Raw genomic sequence first — 19,290 nt, 5'->3', positions numbered from 1 at the left:
TTGGAAAATGCTTACTCTGTGATTACCGATATGCTGCCTTTACGATTACCTCCGGCCCGGAACTGTAACCCGAACCTGATTGAATCCTGCCTTTATTAACACCTGTAAACCGTGTATGAATAATTGCTTTCGAACGGGGCTGTACGGTAAATGTTTTTGGATAGAATGTTACTCCCTTTATGTCTTCTGATAAAGCAGGAACAACCGAAATGGTTTGTTCTTCTTTTCCATAATGATTGACATGAATGGTGCACGACATGCGAGCGGTCCTTCCTGCCACGTAATGGCTGCATTCACTGTCGGGTTTAATGTACTCGACCGCTTGTTTTTCTGGGGCGCCCTGCATTACAATAAAAGCAATTTTTTCGCTTACAGGCTGAACACAGGAAGCAGCCCCCATACTGAGGAGAAAAAGAGAAAACGCTGCGGCGGGAAGAGTCCGTCTGAACAGAATGGAACACCATATCAATGCCCCGAAATAAAGCGTGATTCCGGGAATGACGGAAAGATGTGTCCCCGTTTTTGACCAGGCGGAAAAACCGAGGGACTGAAAGATGTAATCAGATATCGTGTAACCGTTGTATAATGTGACGGAGGAAAAGAGACCGCTAAGAAGGAGAAAGAGTGAAACGGTTTTTTGAGAAAAGAATGTAATGGAGAACACCCCTTCCGTTTTTTACCACCATATCATGTGTCATCAAAAAAAAGAACAGCCTCAGCCGTTCTTACTTGAAAATTTTAAACCAGCCTTTACGGGCAAACCAAAACAGCATCGCGGCCACAAGGGCGGCCATAACGCCCAGCACGATAAAATACCCGTATTTCCAATGAAGCTCCGGCATGTTGTCAAAGTTCATGCCGTATACACCTGCAATAAATGTCAGCGGGATAAAAATGGTGGAGACGATGGTCAGCGTCATCATAATGGAATTCATCCGGTTTGAGTTCAGCGTCACATAGCTGTCCCGCAAATCAGACGTCATATCACGGTTTGATTCAATCAGCTCCGCCAGTTTCAAAAGATGATCATAAATATCGCTGAAATATGCCTTTGTTTCGCGGCTTTCTTTCACATGGTCAAGACTCAAAACCCGGTACATCAAATCGCGCATCGGGATTATGGTCCGTCTGAGGTGCAAGAGATCAGTCCGCAAATCAAACACTTCATTCATTAATGTGCCGTATGACTTATGGGTCCGGCTGTCCTCAATTTCATTCAGCCGGTCTTCAATTTTATACAGCACGGGAAAATATTCATCGACAAGCTGATCCATAATCATATATGTAATGTGTCCGGGCCCTTTTTTGACAATCTCCGGGGAAGCGAGGAGCCGCTCTTTGACCTTTGAGATGCCGAGCGATTCATGTAAATGAAAACTGACGACGTAACGATCCGATTGAAAGATGTCGACCTCTTCCGTTTCCAGCGTATCCGGGTTCAGGGCATGGAGTACGTAAAAGCGATAGCCGTCATAATGATCGATTTTCGGCCTCTGCATATGCTGAAAACAATCCTCAATCGCGAGAGGATGGAAATGAAAATAATCTCGTAACAATGCGGTTTCGTGCACCTCCGCACCGAAAAAATCAATCCAGTACCATGCGATGTCCGGTTGTTCTATGCGTGATAAGGGGATATTTTCTAATATCTGATTGTGTGTTGTGATTGCGGTAATGTGTATCATAAACAACCCTCCGCCTGTCATTATATCATGCGGCGTTATGAAGAAAAGTATACGAATGGCCTCTTTGCCGCTTCATGATATACTGGGACAAAAAGGGGTGATTCCATGTGGAAAGAAACCGTCTCCGTTACGCCTCCGTATCATTTTGACCGTGTGCTGAAAAGGCTGGCACTCGATCCGCTGAACGCCGTGGATCTCACGGAGAGATCAGTAAAGGTGCCGGTCAGAAGCGGTGCCGGGGAATTATGCATCGTAACCGTACGAGCCGAAGGAACCGCGTCAGAACCAGTCTTTCTCGTCAGCGGCGAAACAAATCAGCAGGAGATGATGGAACGGATAAAGGAGATTTTTCAATGGGGGAAATCGCTTCAAGCCGTGCATGACCATTTCTCCAAAACCAATCTGTCAGCGCTTTTTGAAGAGCATGCGGGAATGCCTCTCGTGCTTGAGTACAGTGTGTACAACTGCCTTATGAAATGCATCATTCACCAGCAGCTCAATCTGTCTTTTGCCTTCACTTTAACGGAACGGTTCGTTCATGCCTTTGGCGAACAAAAAGACGGCGTCTGGTGCTATCCGCAGCCGGAAACCATAGCGGCGCTTGATTATCAGGACTTGCGGGAGCTCCAGTTCAGCATGAGAAAAGCGGAATATGCCATTGACACCTCACGGATGATCGCAGACGGAACACTCAATTTATCGGAACTCTCCTTTTTATCGGATGAAGACATCATGAAAAAACTGATCACAATCAGAGGCATCGGACCGTGGACTGTGCAAAACGTGCTCATGTTCGGCCTTGGCCGTCCTAATCTGTTTCCTTTAGCAGACATCGGCCTGCAAAAAGCGGTCAAACGCCGATTCGGCCTCGCTGAAAAGCCGTCAAAAGAAATGATGCTTGAGGTGAGCAGGCAATGGGAGCCGTATTTAAGCTATGCGTCCTTGTATTTGTGGAGGAGCATTGAATCATCATCTTCCTGAAAAACATGATGGAAGTGCCGGCTGCGTGTTATACTAGAAAGATGTGATGTTTTAGTCGATCACTTTCCAAATACGGAAAGCTTCATATAGAAACGGAGAGAAATAACGTGAACCAACAACATAAAAAGACGCCCGTCGAGCTGAAAGCCGGACAGACATTTCCGCTGACGATCAAACGCCTCGGCATCAATGGAGAGGGCGTCGGCTATTTCAAGAAAAAAGTGGTCTTCGTGCCCGGCGCGCTGCCGGGTGAAGAGGTGGTTGTCGAAGCGACAAACGTCCAGCCGAAGTTTTCAGAAGGACGCATCAAAAAAATCCGCAAACCATCGGAGCATCGCGTCACACCGCCATGTCCGGTATATGATCAATGCGGCGGCTGCCAGCTTCAGCATCTTGCCTACGCCCAGCAGCTTCGGGAAAAACGCGATATCGTCATTCAATCTTTGGAACGCCATACGAGATTTGACGTCAGTAAGATGGACATTAAAGAAACAATCGGCATGGACAACCCGTGGAATTACCGGAACAAAAGCCAATTTCAAGTAGGCCGTTCCCAAAACGGCAGCATCATCGCCGGATTATACGGGCTGGATTCACATAAAATCGTCCCGATCAAAGAATGCATTGTGCAGCATCCGGCAACAAACAAAACAACTGGCATCGTCCGCCGCATTTTAGAGAAGCATAATGTTTCTGTTTATAACGAACGGACGCGAAAAGGCGATGTACGCACAATCGTGACGAGAGTCGGTTTCGAAACAGGTGAGGTGCAAGTCGTGCTTGTCACTGCGAAAGAGACACTGCCGAATAAAGACGAAATCGTACAAGCTATCCAAAAGCGTCTGCCTGAAGTGAAATCCATTATTCAAAACGTCAACGGCGAGCGGACATCCGTCATCTTCGGAGACAAAACAAAAGCGCTTGCCGGAAGCCATGCCATTCAAGAGGTGCTTGGCGACGTGTCATTCGAACTGAGCGCACGCGCTTTCTTCCAGCTCAACCCTGAACAGACGGTCAAGCTGTATGACGAAGTGAAAAAAGCGGCTCAGCTGACCGGAAAAGAAAAAGTTGTTGACGCGTATTGCGGCGTTGGCACAATCGGTATGTGGGTCTCAAGCGGCGCAAAAGAGATCCGCGGCATGGACGTCATTAAAGAATCAATTGACGATGCGAAGAAGAACGCCAAAAAACACGGCATCAAAAACGCGACATATGTCACAGGAACCGCCGAACACTGGCTCCCGAGATGGACGAAAGAAGGCTTCCGCCCTGACGTGGTCATTGTTGACCCGCCGAGAACCGGCTGTGACAGAACATTTTTAGATACCATCAAAAAAGTAAAACCGAGACGCTTCGTCTACGTATCCTGCAATCCTTCCACACTTGCGAAAGACTTGCAGGCGCTGTCGAAGGACTATCGCGTCGAATATATTCAGCCTGTGGATATGTTTCCGCAGACGGCTCATGTGGAAGCTGTGGCGAAGCTTGTATTGAAATCGTCTAATTAATATAAACGATTCCTCATCAGATCTGGATTTCGGCAGAATGAACATTGCCGCTTTCCGGGTCTTTTTCATGCGCAGCCCTCGCCATGACTGTCTTTTCTAGAATTTCTTTTCAGAGATCTTTATTTTAAAAGATGAAAATTGGCGTAAAAAGTAAGCTCTTTATTTTTCGCTTTTGTATCAAATAATTTCTCGGTTTTTTTCCAATAAGAATACCGTGAATGATTTGTTTCAACTGATACAATTTATGTGTGTTATTTAGTAAAGATTGAAATGTTCAAAATTTACTATCGTTTGATAAGAAGTGCTAACACATGCTATAAGTGTAAAAGAAGCATGGTCAGTTTTTGATTTTGGGATAAAGGTTTGGCTGTATCCCATCATGAAAGGATTTGAGTTTGTTATGACAGATAATTTCTGGCGTGAATTACCACGGCCATTTTTTGTATTGGCACCAATGGAAGATGTGACGGATGTCGTTTTTCGCCATGTTGTGAGTGAAGCAGGCAGACCCGATGTGTTCTTTACGGAGTTTACAAACTCGGAAAGCTATTGTCACCCGGATGGGAAGGATAGTGTGCGCGGCCGTTTGACTTTCACGGAGGATGAACAGCCGATGGTTGCCCACATATGGGGAGATAAGCCTGAAAACTTTCGCCAAATGAGTATTGGGATGGCGGAATTAGGGTTTAAGGGTCTGGATATCAATATGGGCTGTCCTGTCCCTAATGTGGCGGGGAACGGAAAGGGAAGCGGCCTGATTTGCCGTCCTGAAGTTGCAGCCGAATTAATACAAGCAGCGAAAGCAGGAGGACTGCCGGTAAGTGTGAAGACCAGACTTGGCTACACGGATATAGACGAATGGCGCGGCTGGCTGACACACGTATTGAAGCAGGATATTGCTAACCTCTCCATTCATCTGCGTACGAGAGCGGAAATGAGTAAAGTAGATGCGCATTGGGAACTGATTCCGGAAATCAAGAAACTTCGTGACGAGATAGCACCAGATACCCTTTTGACGATCAATGGGGATATCCCTGACCGGGAAACCGGCTTAAAACTTGCCGAACAATATGGTGTTGATGGAATTATGATTGGACGAGGTATTTTTACAAATCCATTCGCCTTTGAAAAGGAGCCGAAAGAGCACAGCAGTAAGGAATTGCTTGATCTCTTAAGGCTGCATCTGGATCTTCATGATAAATATTCAAAATTAGAAGCCCGTCCATACAAACCTCTTCCCCGCTTTTTCAAGATTTATCTCCGCGGATTCCGGGGAGCAAGTGAATTAAGAAATCAATGCATGAACACAAAGTCAACAGATGAAGTGCGTGCATTGCTCGATGACTTTGAGAGAAAGTATCTTGATGGGATAGAGCAGCAGTGACATAAACAATTCTCATCCGGCCTGGATTTCGGTATGAATTCCGGGTCTTTTTGTGTGAAGCTTTATCGTTAAGTCATGCAGGAACAAGCAAATAATGGTACATTGATATGAGAAACTACATAAGGGGAGAGAAAAATGAAACGACTATGCATCATCCCCTGCGGCAAGAAAAAAATATGGGACCTCCATCCAGATAAAGGGCCGATAAAGGCGAAGGACGCTTATCTCAGCCCGTTTCATCAAGCGTGCGAGCGGTATGCGAAAGCATTTTTCGATGAGTGGGTAATTTTGTCGGCGAAGCACGGATTCCTTCGTCCTGATGATATCGTTCCCGAAAATTACGATGTTACTTTTGGTACAGGCCATCCGGAGATCATGACAGCGGAGGAACTGTGCCGCCAATTTTACGAAAAGGGCTTTTCTAATACCAGAGAGCTTGTCATGCTTGGCGGAAAAAAATACCGAAGCGTCCTAAACGCCGTGATCGGAGAACATCAGCATCTCAGCTGGCCTCTATCATCGTACAAAGGCATTGGCTACATGCTTCAAGCGCTGAACCGGGCAGTTGAAGAAAAGCAAGAACTGTAGTACAGCATATCAGGAAAAAGAGTGTGAACATGAAAAAACTTGTGGTTGGCTTGCTTGCCATTGTGGTATTCGAATGAGGACTATATATCTGCCACATATGGTTCGGTGATCCATTTATGAAAAATGCCGCTTGTGAAGCACACCTATCCAAAAAAGAAATCAAGATCACGAATGGGTATATAACGCTAAAACCTCGGAAGATGTATTTCTCGCTACTCAATGTGACGTAAGGTCACCTGCGATGAATTGAAGAAGCATCGAAGGAAATAGAAGCAAATCTGAAATAAGCGGTTCTGCAAGTTATAAAAGCTGATGCTTGTTTTGAGTGTCAAAAAGCGCCTCTGAGCATGACGCTTCAGTTAGACGCCAGCGGATTATCAAAAACAGATGCCGCAAAAGCGGCGGAATCGGTTAGAAAAGCGCTTAACGAAAAGGGATATACACCAGAAGGACGGGGACGGCGGTTTCTTTTATGTCAAATATTCAATTGATTTTCTTCCGAAAACAGCTATTCAGACAAGCGATGCAGAAAAATGAAGCAGTTAAAAGATTTCCGAGGAAATAAATACGTCGATCATTGTCAAAGACAGGGTGATGCCCGGTCTTTTTTTATGTCATAAAACGAGACAAATGGATCAAATCGAGACAAAATGAGACACCTGTCTCAAACTGTCTCCAGTGTAAAAATCATAACCTCGATTTTACGGGCTCAAAAGGCTGGCACACTTCTTGCATTTATAAATGTGAACCCTAAATAGAAGGAGGCGCACAAAATGGAATTGTTAAAACGAGAAGGTTTGTCATTAACTGAGGAGAAAGCGCTGTGGATATACCAAAAGATGCTGGAAATCAGGGGCTTTGAAGACAAAGTGCATGAACTGTTCGCGCAGGGAGTGCTTCCTGGATTCGTCCATTTGTATGCCGGTGAGGAAGCGGTTGCAGTAGGGGTGTGCGCTCATTTACATGATGGCGACAGCATTACAAGCACGCACAGGGGACATGGCCATTGTATCGCCAAAGGCTGTGATCTGGACGGCATGATGGCGGAAATTTTCGGGAAAGCGACCGGACTGTGTAAAGGCAAGGGTGGCTCTATGCACATTGCCGACCTCAATAAAGGTATGTTGGGGGCAAATGGAATCGTGGGGGGCGGATTCACGCTCGCATGCGGATCAGCGCTCACCGCTAAATATAAACAGACTAAAAATGTAAGCGTTTGCTTTTTCGGGGATGGCGCAAATAACCAAGGCACCTTCCATGAAGGGCTGAACTTAGCAAAAGTGTGGAACCTTCCTGTCGTATTTGTTGCTGAAAACAACGGCTACGGCGAAGCCACGACATTTGAGTACGCATCAGCCTGTGATTCAATCGCCGACCGGGCGGCTGCCTATAACATGCCGGGGGTCACAGTTGACGGAAAAGATATTTTAGCGGTTTATCAGGCAGCCGAGGAAGCGATAGAAAGAGCAAGAAACGGCGGCGGCCCATCTTTGATTGAATGTATGACTTACAGAAACTACGGCCATTTCGAAGGGGATGCCCAAACCTATAAAACAAAGGATGAAAGGACTGAGCATCTTGAAGAAAAGGATGCCATCCAAGGCTTTAAAAACTATCTTTTAAAAGAAATAGATGCAAATAAACTGTCAGATATAGAACAGCGTGTCAGCGAATCGATTGAAAAAGCCGTCTCGTTCAGTGAAGAGAGTCCATATCCGAAAGAGTCAGAATTATTGACAGACGTCTACGTCTCATATGAAAAAGGGGGAATGTGAGATGGCGAGAGTCATAAGCATGTCAGACGCGATCAATGAAGCAATGAAGCTTGCGATGAGAAGAGACGAAAATGTGCTTTTGATCGGTGAGGATGTCGCAGGGGGAGCGGCTGTCGATCATTTGCAGGATGATGAAGCATGGGGCGGCGTTTTAGGGGTCACAAAGGGGCTCGTACAGGAATTTGGTCGCAGCCGAGTGCTGGACACACCGATTTCTGAGGCGGGCTACATGGGTGCGGCTATGGCAGCGGCATCAACCGGGCTGAGACCGATTGCGGAGCTGATGTTTAACGATTTTATCGGCACGTGCTTTGACCAGGTGATCAACCAAGGGGCGAAATTCCGCTATATGTTCGGCGGAAAAGCGCAAGTGCCGATTACCGTCCGCACCACATACGGAGCAGGGTTCCGGGCAGCTGCCCAGCATTCGCAGACGCTGTATGGCCTGTTCACCAGCATCCCGGGTCTGAAGACGGTTGTTCCCTCCAATCCATATGACGCCAAAGGTTTGCTGCTGGCGGCAATAGAAGACAATGATCCGGTGTTCTTTTTTGAAGACAAAACGTCCTACAACATGAAGGGAGAGGTGCCGGAAGATTATTATACAATCCCGCTCGGAAAAGCGGATATCAAACGTGAAGGCGGCGACATCACGCTGTTTGCGATCGGCAAGCAGGTCAATACCGCGCTTGAAGCGGCTGCACAGCTTTCTGAGAAGGGCATCGAGGCCGAGGTGCTTGATCCCCGGAGTCTGTCTCCTTTGGATGAGGAAGCGATTTTCACATCGTTAGAAAAAACAAACAGGCTGATCATTATTGATGAAGCCAATCCGCGCTGCAGCATTGCCACGGATATTGCTGCGATTGTCGCCGACAAGGGCTTTGATTTGCTTGATGCGCCGATTAAACGGATTACAGCGCCGCATACACCGGTGCCGTTTTCACCAGTGCTTGAAGATCAATATTTGCCGACACCAGATCAAATTGTCAGCGTCACGCTTGAATTGCTTGGCGAGCCGGCAATGAATTAAAGGAGGGACAAATGAATGGCTGTAAAAGTAGTGATGCCAAAGCTGGGAATGGCAATGAAGCAAGGGGAAGTATCCGTCTGGAACAAAAAAGTAGGCGATGCGGTCGAGAAAGGAGAGAGCATCGCCAGCATCAATTCTGAAAAAATCGAGATGGAGATTGAAGCGCCGGAAAGCGGCACGCTTCTTCACATTAAAGTAAAAGAGGGGGAAGGAGTTCCGCCGGGCACCGCCATCTGTTATATCGGGGAAAACGGGGAAGAGGTGCAGGAGAAAGGAGAAGGCCGGCCGGAAAGTCGTGAAGAGCCGAAAAAGGCATCTGAAAAGAGTCACGATTTCACCGTTAAACAAAAGCCCGCAAGCCGAGTCAAAGTGTCTCCTGTTGCGCGGAAAATGGCGGAGAAGGCCGGATTACGACTTGACACGCTGAAAGGAACGGGACCGGGAGGCAGAATCGTCAAAGAAGACGTCATAAAGGCGATAAAGACTGAATCAAAGCCGCAAACACCGGCACAGCCAGTATCACCTGAGGGGAAACCGGTCACCGCGATGAGAAAGGTGATTGCAGAGCGGATGCACAAAAGCCTGCAAAGCAGCGCTCAGCTGACAATGACGATGAAAGCGGATGTTACAGAGCTGATCAAATTGCAGCAGCAGCTCGCCGAAACAGCGAAAAAGCGCACCGGCGTCAAGCTGACTGTCACGCATTTCGCAGCCCGGGCCGCGGTGCTGGCGTTACGGCAGCATCCTGAGCTGAACAGCTCCTATCACGAGGAGCGGATCATCACCTATCCCTATGTTCATCTCGGAATGGCAGTTTCTCTTGAAAACGGACTCGTCGTGCCGGTCATCCGCGATGCGGAAAAGCTTTCTTTCCTTGACCTTGCAGACCATATCTCGAAAAACACACGCAGGGCGCGGGAAGGCAATGCTTCAGGCGATGACCTGCAAGGCTCAACTTTCTCCATCACGAATCTCGGCGCTTACGGCATCGAACATTTCACCCCGATTTTAAACCCGCCGGAAACCGGCATTCTCGGAGTCGGGGCGAGTTATGAAGCACCCGTGTACCGCGGGGAAGAGCTTGTAAAAAGCACCATTCTGCCGCTGAGCCTTACTTTCGATCATAGAGCATGTGACGGAGCACCCGCTGCGGCTTTTTTGAAAACGGTGAAAGAGCTTCTTGAAGAGCCGGCAGGATTGATTTTATAAAGAGAGGTGAAGACATTGACACTAGCCATTATCGGCGGCGGTCCGGCCGGGTATGCAGCTGCCGTGACAGCTGCAAGGAGAGGGATGCAAGTCGTTCTCATAGACAAAGGCCCGCTTGGGGGCACGTGTCTCAACGAGGGCTGCATCCCGACCAAGTCGCTGCTGGAAAGCGCAAATATCCTTGATAAAATCAAACACGCGAATACATTCGGCATTGAAATCCCGCAGAACATCACCATCAATTGGGCCCGCATGCAGGGGCGCAAGCGGCAAATCGTCAATCAGCTCGTACAGGGCATTCAATATTTAATGAAGGCAAATCAAATCAAAGTCGTCAGCGGAACGGCTTCCTTTCTCTCTGACAAAACATTATTGGTAGAAGACGCCGGAGGCGCAAAAGAAATCATTGAAGCCGACAAAGTCCTGATTGCCTCAGGCTCAGAACCGATGTCACTGCCGTGTGCCCCTTTTGACGGCGGCTGGGTGATTGACAGCCAAGGTGCGCTCTCTCTTAAACAAATCCCTTCCTCGCTTCTCATTGTCGGAGGGGGGGTGATCGGCTGTGAGTTTGCTTCTTTATTCAGCAGGCTCAAAACAAAAGTGACGGTCATTGAAATGGCCGATCAGCTGCTTCCGGCCGAAGACGGGGAAATCGCCGCAATTTTTGAGGAAACATTAAGAGAAAGCGGAGTTGATATTCAGACGGGAGCCGCATTGCAGCGGGTGGATCAGGCAAGCAAAACCGCGGTATGGACGAAAGACGGGAAAGAAATCGAGGCAAGTGCCGATCACATTCTTATCGCGATCGGCAGAAAACCGCGCTTACAAGGGCTGCATCTGGAACAGGCCGGCGTCCGCTTTTCCCCGCGCGGAATTGAAGTAAATGAGCACATGCAGACAAATCTTCCGCATATTTACGCTTGCGGTGATGCGGCGGGCGGAATTCAGCTCGCGCACGCCGCCATACATGAAGGAATGGCTGCCGCTTTACATGCTTCCGGCCGCGATGCCGCAGTGAATGCGCGGGCCGTGCCCCGCTGTATTTACACTTCGCCGGAAATGGCCGCCATCGGGCTGACAGAAAAACAGGCCAGAGAACGATACGGAGACGTGCACATTGGAGAATGTTCGTTTTCCGCTAACGGAAAGGCCTTAATTAAAAATCAGCATGGCGGCAAAATGAAAATCATTGCCGAACCGGAATTCGGAGAAATTGTCGGTGTTTCAATGATCGGTCCTGACGTCACTGAATTGATCGGGCAGGCGGCGATGCTGATGAACGGCGAAATGACGGCTGATATGTCAGAACACTTTATCGCCGCACATCCGACCCTTTCGGAAACTCTTCAAGAAGCGCTCTTAAACGTAACCGGGCTTGCGGTGCATTCAGTATAGCGAATAAACCTTCTGAGATTCAGAAGGTTTATTTTTATTGAAAGCGCTTTATTTTTCCCCTACAATAAATGAAAAGATATGATTGAACAGGGGGGAGCGAATAAAATGAATGTCATCCGGAATGATTTGCAAACCTGGAAGCGATTTGTGAGCGAGGGCGTCCTTGACGAAGCCCGCATTCAAAAGCGGGTCGCGGCTTCGTGGCACCGCTGCAAAAAAGCGGACGTTAATCCTTATCTTGAAAAGGGGCCTAACGTGCTGCCGGCAGAAAATCTTGAAAGGCAGGCCGAAAAGCACGCGTTATTCTTAGCGGCCTCAATGCCTTATGCGGAAAAGATAAAAATGGCGATGCAGGAAATGGAAATGATGGTTCTGTTAATTGATGCCGACGGCGTTGTCCACTCAGTCGACGGCCATCTCCGTACAATCAATGAAGCGAAACGCATTAATTTCTTAAAAGGCGCCCGCTGGACAGAAACCGCAGTCGGCACGAACGCAATCGGCACGGCCCTTTATACAAAGGAGCCGGTCGTTATTCACGGCTCTGAACACTATTCGCTCGCTTCCCACCAATGGAGCTGTTCCGCCGCGCCGATCCGTTATGAAGACGGAAGGCTTGCCGGCGTTATTGACATTTCCTGTCCCGCCGCCCGCGCTCAGCCTTTTATGCTGGGAATCGCCTCTTCCATCGCTTATACGGCGGAACGGGAACTCGCCCTCAAGACCAAAATGAAGGAGCTTGAGATGATCAATCAATTTGCCGGACTCGCCCAGTCCCGCGACCCTATTGTGCTTTGTAATGAGCGCGGCAGAATTATCGGGGCAAGCCGGCCGGTCCATCGCTTTATCGGAGAGCAGCTGTCTGAGCTTGAGGAACGAGGCTTTCACATCAAACAGGCCGTACAAGAAGAGAACGGCTGCACATGTTTTTATTTATCCAAGAATGAAAAAAAGCCCTTTATTTTCAAAGGAGCGGCGGGAAAAAGCCGTTCATCCCGAAGCATGCTGAAGCAGCTGGAGCTTGTCGCCCAAACGGACGCAACGGTTTGCCTGACCGGAGAAACCGGGACGGGGAAGGAAGTCGCCGCCAGGGCGATCCATGACAACAGTCCCAGAAAAAACGGCCCGTTTGTTGCCGTCAATTGCGGAGCGATACCTGAAAAATTGATTGAAAGCGAACTGTTCGGCTACTCGGAAGGCGCGTTCACCGGAGCAAAACGGAAAGGCCATAAAGGCGCTTTACTGAAAGCAGATAAAGGCACGCTTTTTCTCGATGAAATCGGAGAAATCACGCACGCCATGCAGGTTGCCCTTTTAAGGGTGCTGCAGGAACGGAAAATCACCCCGATCGGCGGGACAAAAGAGATTCCCGTTGACATCAGAATTATCACCGCCACCCATGCCGATCTGAAACAGCTTGTTAAGAGCAAAAAACTGAGAGAAGATTTATTTTATCGGCTGCACGTCTGCCCGATTCACCTCCCGCCATTAAGAGAACGCACAGAAGATATTCCCGGCCTCTTTTACGAATTCAAGCAAACCAACAACTGGGCGGGCGAGCTTCCGCAGGAGTTTTTAGATATATTAAAGAGCCGGGAATGGCCCGGGAATATCAGGGAATTATTTAATGTATTTGAACGTCTTTCCGTCATGTTCCCGGACGGCCGGTTATCAAGCCGCCCCCTCTCATCACTGCTTGAAGCATCGGGGCTTGCGCCATCACAGCAGTCCTCTGGTCCGGGCGAAGCGCCGCCGTCAGCCATTCGGGAGCAAATACAAAAAAACATCATCATAAACGCCCTCGAATCCGCAAAGGGAAATGTCACGCTGGCCGCTAAAATGGCGGGTATCCCGCGCAGCACGTTTTACAAACGCCTGAAAAGATTCAAGCTGTCTGCCGGGCAATTTTAAGAAAAAAAGCATACTTCCTTTGCCGGCCGGACACTTTATGTGTGAGACGCAAAGGAGGTTTGAGACATGAATACTCAACGCGCAAAAGACATTGCCGAATCCGCTGCAATGGCGTATGTGACCTACGAAGGAGTCCCTATTTACATTCAGCATGTCAACGAAGACAAGGAAACAGCACGGATTTTCCCTATCGGCAACCCTCAGTTTGAGCAAGAGGTGCTTCTTTCAGATTTACAAGAGCATTTTTGAAAAAGGCCTGCTGAGAACAGCGGGCCTTTTATCCCCTCGGTGCAAACAGCATGATGCCGACGCCGAGAAGACAAATCAGCGCTCCGGCCCAGTCGTACACATCAGGCGTTTTCCGGTCAACGAGCCATCCCCAAAGAACGGCAAGCACAATAAATACTCCTCCATATGCGGCATACACACGGCCAAACGAAGGAAATGACTGAAATGTCGGAATCACGCCGTAGGCGATCAGAATGAGCGCTCCCGCAATCCCGTATCCAATCGGCTTCATCTCCCTCAGCCACAGCCAAATCAAATATCCGCCGCCGATTTCAGCAATCCCCGCAGCGATAAACAAAACAATCGTAAACAGCATGACAGCATTCCCGCTTCCGTAACCTTTTCCTTTATCATAAGAATTCCGAGAGCACATTGTAAAGATTGACTTACTCTTAAAAAACGAGCATTCTTAAAAAAATGGCAGATAAGGAAGGGATGAATGTTGAAGAATACTGCTTTACTATATAAAGCGTTTGGAGACCCATTGGAACAATTGGAGCTTTGCCAAAAAGACAAGGCGCCGCTTCAAGCTGATGAAGTGCTCGTTAAAATGCTTGCAAGCCCAATCAATCCGTCTGATTTGATTCCGATCAGCGGCGCATACTCACACCGGATCAAACTCCCCGCGACGGCCGGTTATGAAGGAGTCGGCACTGTTATCGATACAGGCGCAGATGTGTCACAAGATTTGATCGGCAAGCGGGTTGTGCCTGTGAGAGGTGAAGGCACTTGGCAGCAATATGCAATCGCAAAAGCCAAGTATGCCATTGAGGTGCCATCTGCCATCAGCGATCATGATGCAAGCCGTCTGTATATTAATCCGCTGACGGCATGGCTGATTTGTAAAGAAATGCTGGACATACAACCGAATGATCTGTTGGTGATGAACGGCGGAGGCACTTCCATTGCCCTGATCTTTGCCCAGCTTTCGAAGGTGCTCGGCTTTCGGTTAATCGCCATTGCCCGAAATGACGGCGGCGCAAGACAGCTTCAGGCGTTTGGGGCATGGAAGGTTATTAATGCTTCCAAAGGACATGTAAGAGAAATGATCGCTGATGCTTGCAGCGGCAAGTGCGCTGATTATGCGATTGACGCTGTGGGCGGTGCAGAAAGCGAAATATTGGCTTCCGCATTAAAACCAACCGGCATGCTTGTCAGCTATGGCTTGCTTTCAGGAATTCCGACAGATTGGAAGAAACTGCACGAAACGTATCGCTTGTCTCCAAAGCTGTTTGCTTTACGGCTTTGGAATGAACATCACACCGCCGAAGCATATCGCCGCCGCTTTTCAGAAGTAATGGATTTGTTTGCCAGGGGAGACCTGACCATGAATGCGCCGGCCGCCGTATTTCGCTTTGAACATTTTAAAGAGGCATTACGCTGCAATGAGCTGACGAAGGGAAAAATCTTGCTTGATTTCAGCTCATCCAGTTGAAAAAAAGGCTGCTGACCATAGCAGCCTTTTTGATTTGAGCGCCCCGGGAACTTTCCCGCTCTTTGAGAAAAATAACTAAAACTGATCAAATGATCTAACTCTCCAAATTCCGATACAAAGAGGTTCTTCACATGATATAAATAAAATGTAAACGTTATCAAGGGAGGTCTTCATATGACAAACAAATCTTTCTCAATCGTCATTGCAGGCGGCGGCAGTACATTTACACCGGGAATTGTATTAATGCTTTTGAATCATCTGAAGGAGTTTCCGATCAGAAAGCTGAAGCTTTATGACAATGACAAAGAAAGGCAGGAGCGGATTGCGGGTGCCTGTGAGGTCTTTATCAAAGAAAAGGCGCCGGAGATTGAATTTTTGGCGACAACTGATCCTGAAACGGCCTTTACAGATGTTGACTTTGTCATGGCGCACATCCGAGTCGGAAAATATGCAATGCGCGCGCTTGATGAACAAATTCCGCTGAAGTACGGCGTGGTCGGGCAGGAGACATGCGGACCGGGCGGAATCGCATACGGCATGCGCTCAATCGGCGGCGTTATAGAGATTCTTGATTATATGGAAACCTACTCGCCTGATGCATGGATGCTGAATTACTCCAACCCTGCGGCGATTGTGGCCGAGGCCACGCGGCGCCTCAGACCGGATTCGAAAATATTGAACATCTGCGACATGCCTGTCGGAATTGAAGACCGGATGGCGCAAATCCTCGGATTGTCCTCAAGAAAAGAAATGAACGTCCGATATTACGGCTTGAACCACTTTGGCTGGTGGACATCCATCACTGATCAAAAGGGCAATGACTTAATGCCGAAGCTGAAAGAGCACGTCCGCGAATACGGCTATATTCCGAAGACGGAAACTGAACAGACTGAAGCAAGCTGGAATGACACATTCGGCAAAGCGCGTGATGTGCAGGAAGCCGACCCGGATACACTGCCGAACACGTACTTGCAATATTATTTGTTCCCGGACGACATGGTGAAAAAATCAAACCCGGACCATACACGGGCAAATGAAGTTATGGAAGGGCGTGAAGCCTTTATTTTCAGCCAATGTGACATGATTACACAGGAGCAATCGTCAGAAAACAGCCAAATTAAAATTGACGATCACGCCTCCTATATTGTCGACCTCGCACGTGCGATCGCTTATAACACCGGGGAGAGAATGCTGTTAATCGTTGAAAACAACGGCGCGATTTCAAACTTTGACCCATCCGCCATGGTTGAGGTGCCTTGTCTCGTAGGCTCGAACGGACCTGAGCCGCTTACGGTCGGAAACATTCCGCAGTTCCAAAAAGGGCTGATGGAGCAGCAGGTATCTGTTGAAAAACTGACGGTTGAAGCTTGGGAAGAACGGTCATTTCAAAAGCTGTGGCAGGCGCTGATCTTGTCAAAAACAGTGCCGAATGCCCGTGTGGCAAGGCTGATTCTTGAAGATTTATTGGAGGCCAATAAGGAATACTGGCCTGAGCTTGATGTGAGTCCGTCTCATATTTCCTAAAGTCAATCTTCCCCCGTTTTCTCCATCTGTTATTCTATATAATAGAAAGAAAATGGGGGGGATTTTGGGATGCGGCTGGAGGAACTCATCAATCAGTATTACAGCAAACTAAATGATAACGATTTTTATATTTTAAAATATATATTGAATCATAAGCATACGTGCTACCGCCTTGGCATCAATGATATGGCGAAAGCCTGCAATGTCTCGCGCTCTTCTATATTGCGGCTTGCCCAAAAACTCGGCTTCAGCGGTTACAGTGAATTCCGCGTATTTCTGAAATGGGAGGATCAGCCTGAAGAGGGTGAGAGTATGAGCTTTGAAAAGCTGCTGGACGATATTGAAGCTAATGTGAAATACGTGAAGTCAAAAGACATGACAGAAATGTGCCGGCTGATAGATGATGCAAAGCGGATTTTCGTTTACGGATCGGGCACGGCGCAAAGGGTATGTGCCCGCGAGCTGCAAAGGATGTTTGTATCCAGGCGGAAGTATCTGATTTTAATCCAGGATAAAACAGAATTTGAACTTATGAGTGATGATTTTAATGTGGATGACTTATTCATTATTATTTCCTTATCCGGCGAAACGCCTGAACTGATACCGCAGGCAAGGGCCCTGTCCGCAAAGGGGGTTCCGTTTATTTCAATCACCAACCTGAAAAATAACGTACTGGCCCAAACGACACCGCATAATCTTTATGCGACAAGCAAGCCGGTGATGTTAAGCGATAAAACGGAAATTGTAGCGTTCGTTCCTTTTTTTCTTGTGGGCGAAGCGCTGTTCCGCGCATATGTTGATTACAAAGAGCTTGAAAATTTTGATGAATAACGGGAGGTTACGATATGATGCAAAAAGTCCAGCGCTTCGGCAGCGCGATGTTTGTGCCTGTTTTGTTATTTGCATTCTCCGGTATTATTGTCGGTCTGAGTACGCTCTTTAAAAATAAAACACTGATGGGGCCGCTGGCTGATCCTGACGGGCTTTGGTATCAATGCTGGTACGTCATTGAACAGGGCGGCTGGACCGTCTTTAATCAAATGCCGCTGCTGTTTGCGATCGGCATACCTGTGGCTTTAGCAAAAAAAGCACAGGCGAGGGCTTGTTTGGAAGCGCTTACAGTTTATCTGACATTCAATTACTTTATCAACGCGATTCTGACGGTATGGGGCGGGGCTTTTCATGTCGATATGAATCAGGAGGTCGGCGGAACGAGCGGGCTGACGATGATTGCCGGCATTAAAACACTTGATACGAACATTATCGGAGCGATTTTTATTTCTTCCATTGTCGTCTATTTGCACAATCGCTTTTTTGATAAGAAACTGCCGGATTTTCTGGGGATTTTCCAAGGGTCTTCGTACATTGTCATCATTTCTTTTTTCATTATGATACCGATTTCACTCGCGGTGGCATACGTTTGGCCGATGGTTCAGTCAGGAATCGCATCTCTGCAAGGCTTTCTCGTTGCGTCAGGGGCGCTTGGTGTATGGATCTACACGTTATTAGAGAGGATCTTAATTCCGACAGGGCTTCATCATTTTATTTATGCCCCGTTTGTTTACGGGCCGGCTGTGGCTGAAGGCGGCATTGTCACCTATTGGGCGCAGCATCTCGGCGAATACTCTCAATCTGCCAAACCGCTGAAAGAATTATTCCCGCAAGGCGGTTTCGCGCTTCACGGCAACTCAAAGATTTTCGGAATCCCGGGCATCGCGCTCGCCTTTTACGCCACCGCCTCAAAGGAGAAGAAAAAAATTGTCGCCGGCCTGTTGATTCCGGTCACGCTGACATCGATTGTCGCCGGCATTACAGAGCCGATTGAATTTACATTCCTGTTTATTTCACCTTTTTTATTCGCAGTGCATGCTTTGCTCGCCGCTTGCATGGCAACCGTCATGTTTATGGCCGGTGTCGTCGGAAATATGGGCGGGGGCCTGATCGAAGCGGTGACGCTAAACTGGATACCGCTGGCAAGCAGCCATGGCTTGACGTATGTGTACCAGATTATAATCGGATTATCCTTTACCGCCATCTACTTTTTCGTCTTCCGATTTCTCATCCTCAAATTTAATATCGCCACACCGGGCAGGGAAAAAGAAGAAGGGCAGGAAACGAAGCTGTATTCTAAAAAAGAGTACAAAGAACGAAAGCAGGCCTCAAATGAAACAGCCGCGGCAGATGAACAAGAACAGGATACGGCGGCTTTGTATATTGAAGCGCTGGGCGGAAAGGACAACATTATGGAGGTCACCAATTGCGCCACCCGCCTCCGTGTCAGCGTCGCAGACGATTCAAAGGTCAAGAACGACAGCGCCTTCAGGGAGCTGGGCGCCCACGGCGTCGTAAGAAACGGCAAAGCGCTTCAAGTCATTGTCGGGCTGAGTGTTCCGCAGGTCCGGGAGCGTGTGGAGAGAATATTGAACGGTTAAATACTGCTGCAGAAGTCTAAGTGCAGAGTGGAAAGAGCGCTTGTTTATCCAGCGCTCTTTTTATGTTTTGAAAAAAAGGTATGTATTTGTCATACCTTTGCCACCTGTACATGCAGGAGTGAAAGTGAGGGGATGATGTAGGAGC

At 48.1% G+C, this 19,290-nt stretch carries 17 protein-coding genes; 14 read left to right on the top strand and 3 right to left on the bottom strand.

Features of this window, described 5'->3' with window-relative positions; translation table 11 throughout:
* Nucleotides 1-22: 22 nt before the first annotated feature.
* The gene (locus KY305_RS16775; RefSeq protein WP_223063510.1) at nucleotides 23-664 is read right to left on the bottom strand and encodes a hypothetical protein; all 642 of its coding nucleotides are present in this window, start codon (nucleotides 662-664) and stop codon (nucleotides 23-25) included.
* A gap of 61 nt (nucleotides 665-725) precedes the next feature.
* Nucleotides 726-1,685 carry a magnesium/cobalt transporter CorA gene (gene corA, locus KY305_RS16770; RefSeq protein ID WP_223063509.1) on the bottom strand — a complete coding sequence of 320 codons (960 nt, stop codon included), beginning with the start codon at nucleotides 1,683-1,685 and terminating at the stop codon, nucleotides 726-728.
* A 105-nt stretch (nucleotides 1,686-1,790) separates the two neighbouring features.
* Here corA and KY305_RS16765 point away from each other — a divergent pair, with 105 nt between their 5' ends.
* The 10 genes from KY305_RS16765 to KY305_RS16720 all read left to right on the top strand — a co-directional run bounded on the left by KY305_RS16765 (nucleotide 1,791) and on the right by KY305_RS16720 (nucleotide 13,715).
* Entirely contained in the window at nucleotides 1,791-2,666 is an 876-nt protein-coding gene (locus KY305_RS16765; RefSeq protein ID WP_223063508.1) for a DNA-3-methyladenine glycosylase family protein, read from the top strand.
* A gap of 107 nt (nucleotides 2,667-2,773) precedes the next feature.
* Nucleotides 2,774-4,174, top strand: a complete 1,401-nt coding sequence (gene rlmD, locus KY305_RS16760) for a 23S rRNA (uracil(1939)-C(5))-methyltransferase RlmD (RefSeq protein ID WP_223063507.1) — start codon at nucleotides 2,774-2,776, stop codon at nucleotides 4,172-4,174.
* A 400-nt stretch (nucleotides 4,175-4,574) separates the two neighbouring features.
* On the top strand, nucleotides 4,575-5,558 hold the full coding sequence (locus tag KY305_RS16755; RefSeq protein WP_223063547.1) for a tRNA dihydrouridine synthase: 984 nt from the start codon (nucleotides 4,575-4,577) through the stop codon (nucleotides 5,556-5,558).
* A 135-nt stretch (nucleotides 5,559-5,693) separates the two neighbouring features.
* Nucleotides 5,694-6,146, top strand: coding sequence for a DUF6884 domain-containing protein (locus tag KY305_RS16750; RefSeq protein ID WP_223063506.1), 453 nt, complete (start codon nucleotides 5,694-5,696; stop codon nucleotides 6,144-6,146).
* 773 nt (nucleotides 6,147-6,919) lie between these two features.
* Entirely contained in the window at nucleotides 6,920-7,921 is a 1,002-nt protein-coding gene (gene acoA, locus KY305_RS16745) for an acetoin:2,6-dichlorophenolindophenol oxidoreductase subunit alpha (RefSeq protein ID WP_223063505.1), read from the top strand.
* Nucleotide 7,922: 1 nt separating this feature from the next.
* On the top strand, nucleotides 7,923-8,951 hold the full coding sequence (gene acoB, locus KY305_RS16740; RefSeq protein ID WP_223063504.1) for an acetoin:2,6-dichlorophenolindophenol oxidoreductase subunit beta: 1,029 nt from the start codon (nucleotides 7,923-7,925) through the stop codon (nucleotides 8,949-8,951).
* Nucleotides 8,952-8,966: 15 nt separating this feature from the next.
* On the top strand, nucleotides 8,967-10,160 hold the full coding sequence (locus KY305_RS16735; RefSeq protein WP_223063503.1) for a dihydrolipoamide acetyltransferase family protein: 1,194 nt from the start codon (nucleotides 8,967-8,969) through the stop codon (nucleotides 10,158-10,160).
* A gap of 15 nt (nucleotides 10,161-10,175) precedes the next feature.
* Nucleotides 10,176-11,555, top strand: coding sequence for a dihydrolipoyl dehydrogenase (lpdA, locus tag KY305_RS16730; protein WP_223063502.1), 1,380 nt, complete (start codon nucleotides 10,176-10,178; stop codon nucleotides 11,553-11,555).
* A gap of 105 nt (nucleotides 11,556-11,660) precedes the next feature.
* Nucleotides 11,661-13,466, top strand: a complete 1,806-nt coding sequence (locus tag KY305_RS16725; protein ID WP_223063501.1) for a sigma-54-dependent Fis family transcriptional regulator — start codon at nucleotides 11,661-11,663, stop codon at nucleotides 13,464-13,466.
* 66 nt (nucleotides 13,467-13,532) lie between these two features.
* The gene (locus tag KY305_RS16720; protein ID WP_061520338.1) at nucleotides 13,533-13,715 is read left to right on the top strand and encodes an H-type small acid-soluble spore protein; all 183 of its coding nucleotides are present in this window, start codon (nucleotides 13,533-13,535) and stop codon (nucleotides 13,713-13,715) included.
* 28 nt (nucleotides 13,716-13,743) lie between these two features.
* On the opposite strand, the gene KY305_RS16715 is transcribed toward KY305_RS16720, so the two are convergent.
* Complete coding sequence (locus KY305_RS16715) at nucleotides 13,744-14,070, bottom strand: YnfA family protein (protein ID WP_223063500.1); 327 nt, start codon at nucleotides 14,068-14,070, stop codon at nucleotides 13,744-13,746.
* A 123-nt stretch (nucleotides 14,071-14,193) separates the two neighbouring features.
* Here KY305_RS16715 and KY305_RS16710 point away from each other — a divergent pair, with 123 nt between their 5' ends.
* The 4 genes from KY305_RS16710 to KY305_RS16695 all read left to right on the top strand — a co-directional run bounded on the left by KY305_RS16710 (nucleotide 14,194) and on the right by KY305_RS16695 (nucleotide 19,145).
* Nucleotides 14,194-15,189 carry a zinc-dependent alcohol dehydrogenase family protein gene (locus KY305_RS16710; RefSeq protein WP_262417836.1) on the top strand — a complete coding sequence of 332 codons (996 nt, stop codon included), beginning with the start codon at nucleotides 14,194-14,196 and terminating at the stop codon, nucleotides 15,187-15,189.
* Between the two features lie 174 nt (nucleotides 15,190-15,363).
* Entirely contained in the window at nucleotides 15,364-16,713 is a 1,350-nt protein-coding gene (gene glvA / locus KY305_RS16705; RefSeq protein WP_223063499.1) for a maltose-6'-phosphate glucosidase, read from the top strand.
* Between the two features lie 69 nt (nucleotides 16,714-16,782).
* Nucleotides 16,783-17,544 (top strand): MurR/RpiR family transcriptional regulator, encoded by a 762-nt coding sequence (locus tag KY305_RS16700; RefSeq protein ID WP_223063498.1) that lies wholly within the window; start codon nucleotides 16,783-16,785, stop codon nucleotides 17,542-17,544.
* A gap of 14 nt (nucleotides 17,545-17,558) precedes the next feature.
* Nucleotides 17,559-19,145, top strand: coding sequence for an alpha-glucoside-specific PTS transporter subunit IIBC (locus tag KY305_RS16695; RefSeq protein WP_223063497.1), 1,587 nt, complete (start codon nucleotides 17,559-17,561; stop codon nucleotides 19,143-19,145).
* Nucleotides 19,146-19,290: the final 145 nt, after the last annotated feature.

The sequence above is a fragment of the Bacillus sp. YC2 genome (assembly GCF_019891195.1).
Lineage (GTDB): Bacteria > Bacillota > Bacilli > Bacillales > Bacillaceae > Bacillus.
Note: the sequence above shows the minus strand (reverse complement) of the source record. Positions and strands in the feature narration are given on the sequence as shown.

Excerpts from the sequence above, each read along its gene's own strand:
- corA (WP_223063509.1), bottom strand. The coding sequence starts at position 1,685 with ATGATACACATTACCGCAATCACAACACACAATCAGATATTAGAAAAT.
- KY305_RS16700 (WP_223063498.1), top strand. The coding sequence starts at position 16,783 with ATGCGGCTGGAGGAACTCATCAATCAGTATTACAGCAAACTAAATGAT.
- KY305_RS16725 (WP_223063501.1), top strand. The coding sequence starts at position 11,661 with ATGAATGTCATCCGGAATGATTTGCAAACCTGGAAGCGATTTGTGAGC.
- KY305_RS16765 (WP_223063508.1), top strand. The coding sequence starts at position 1,791 with ATGTGGAAAGAAACCGTCTCCGTTACGCCTCCGTATCATTTTGACCGT.
- glvA (WP_223063499.1), top strand. The coding sequence starts at position 15,364 with ATGACAAACAAATCTTTCTCAATCGTCATTGCAGGCGGCGGCAGTACA.
- KY305_RS16695 (WP_223063497.1), top strand. The coding sequence starts at position 17,559 with ATGATGCAAAAAGTCCAGCGCTTCGGCAGCGCGATGTTTGTGCCTGTT.
- acoB (WP_223063504.1), top strand. The coding sequence starts at position 7,923 with ATGGCGAGAGTCATAAGCATGTCAGACGCGATCAATGAAGCAATGAAG.
- KY305_RS16710 (WP_262417836.1), top strand. The coding sequence starts at position 14,194 with ATGTTGAAGAATACTGCTTTACTATATAAAGCGTTTGGAGACCCATTG.
- KY305_RS16735 (WP_223063503.1), top strand. The coding sequence starts at position 8,967 with ATGGCTGTAAAAGTAGTGATGCCAAAGCTGGGAATGGCAATGAAGCAA.
- KY305_RS16755 (WP_223063547.1), top strand. The coding sequence starts at position 4,575 with ATGACAGATAATTTCTGGCGTGAATTACCACGGCCATTTTTTGTATTG.
- KY305_RS16715 (WP_223063500.1), bottom strand. The coding sequence starts at position 14,070 with ATGCTGTTTACGATTGTTTTGTTTATCGCTGCGGGGATTGCTGAAATC.
- acoA (WP_223063505.1), top strand. The coding sequence starts at position 6,920 with ATGGAATTGTTAAAACGAGAAGGTTTGTCATTAACTGAGGAGAAAGCG.
- KY305_RS16720 (WP_061520338.1), top strand. The coding sequence starts at position 13,533 with ATGAATACTCAACGCGCAAAAGACATTGCCGAATCCGCTGCAATGGCG.
- KY305_RS16750 (WP_223063506.1), top strand. The coding sequence starts at position 5,694 with ATGAAACGACTATGCATCATCCCCTGCGGCAAGAAAAAAATATGGGAC.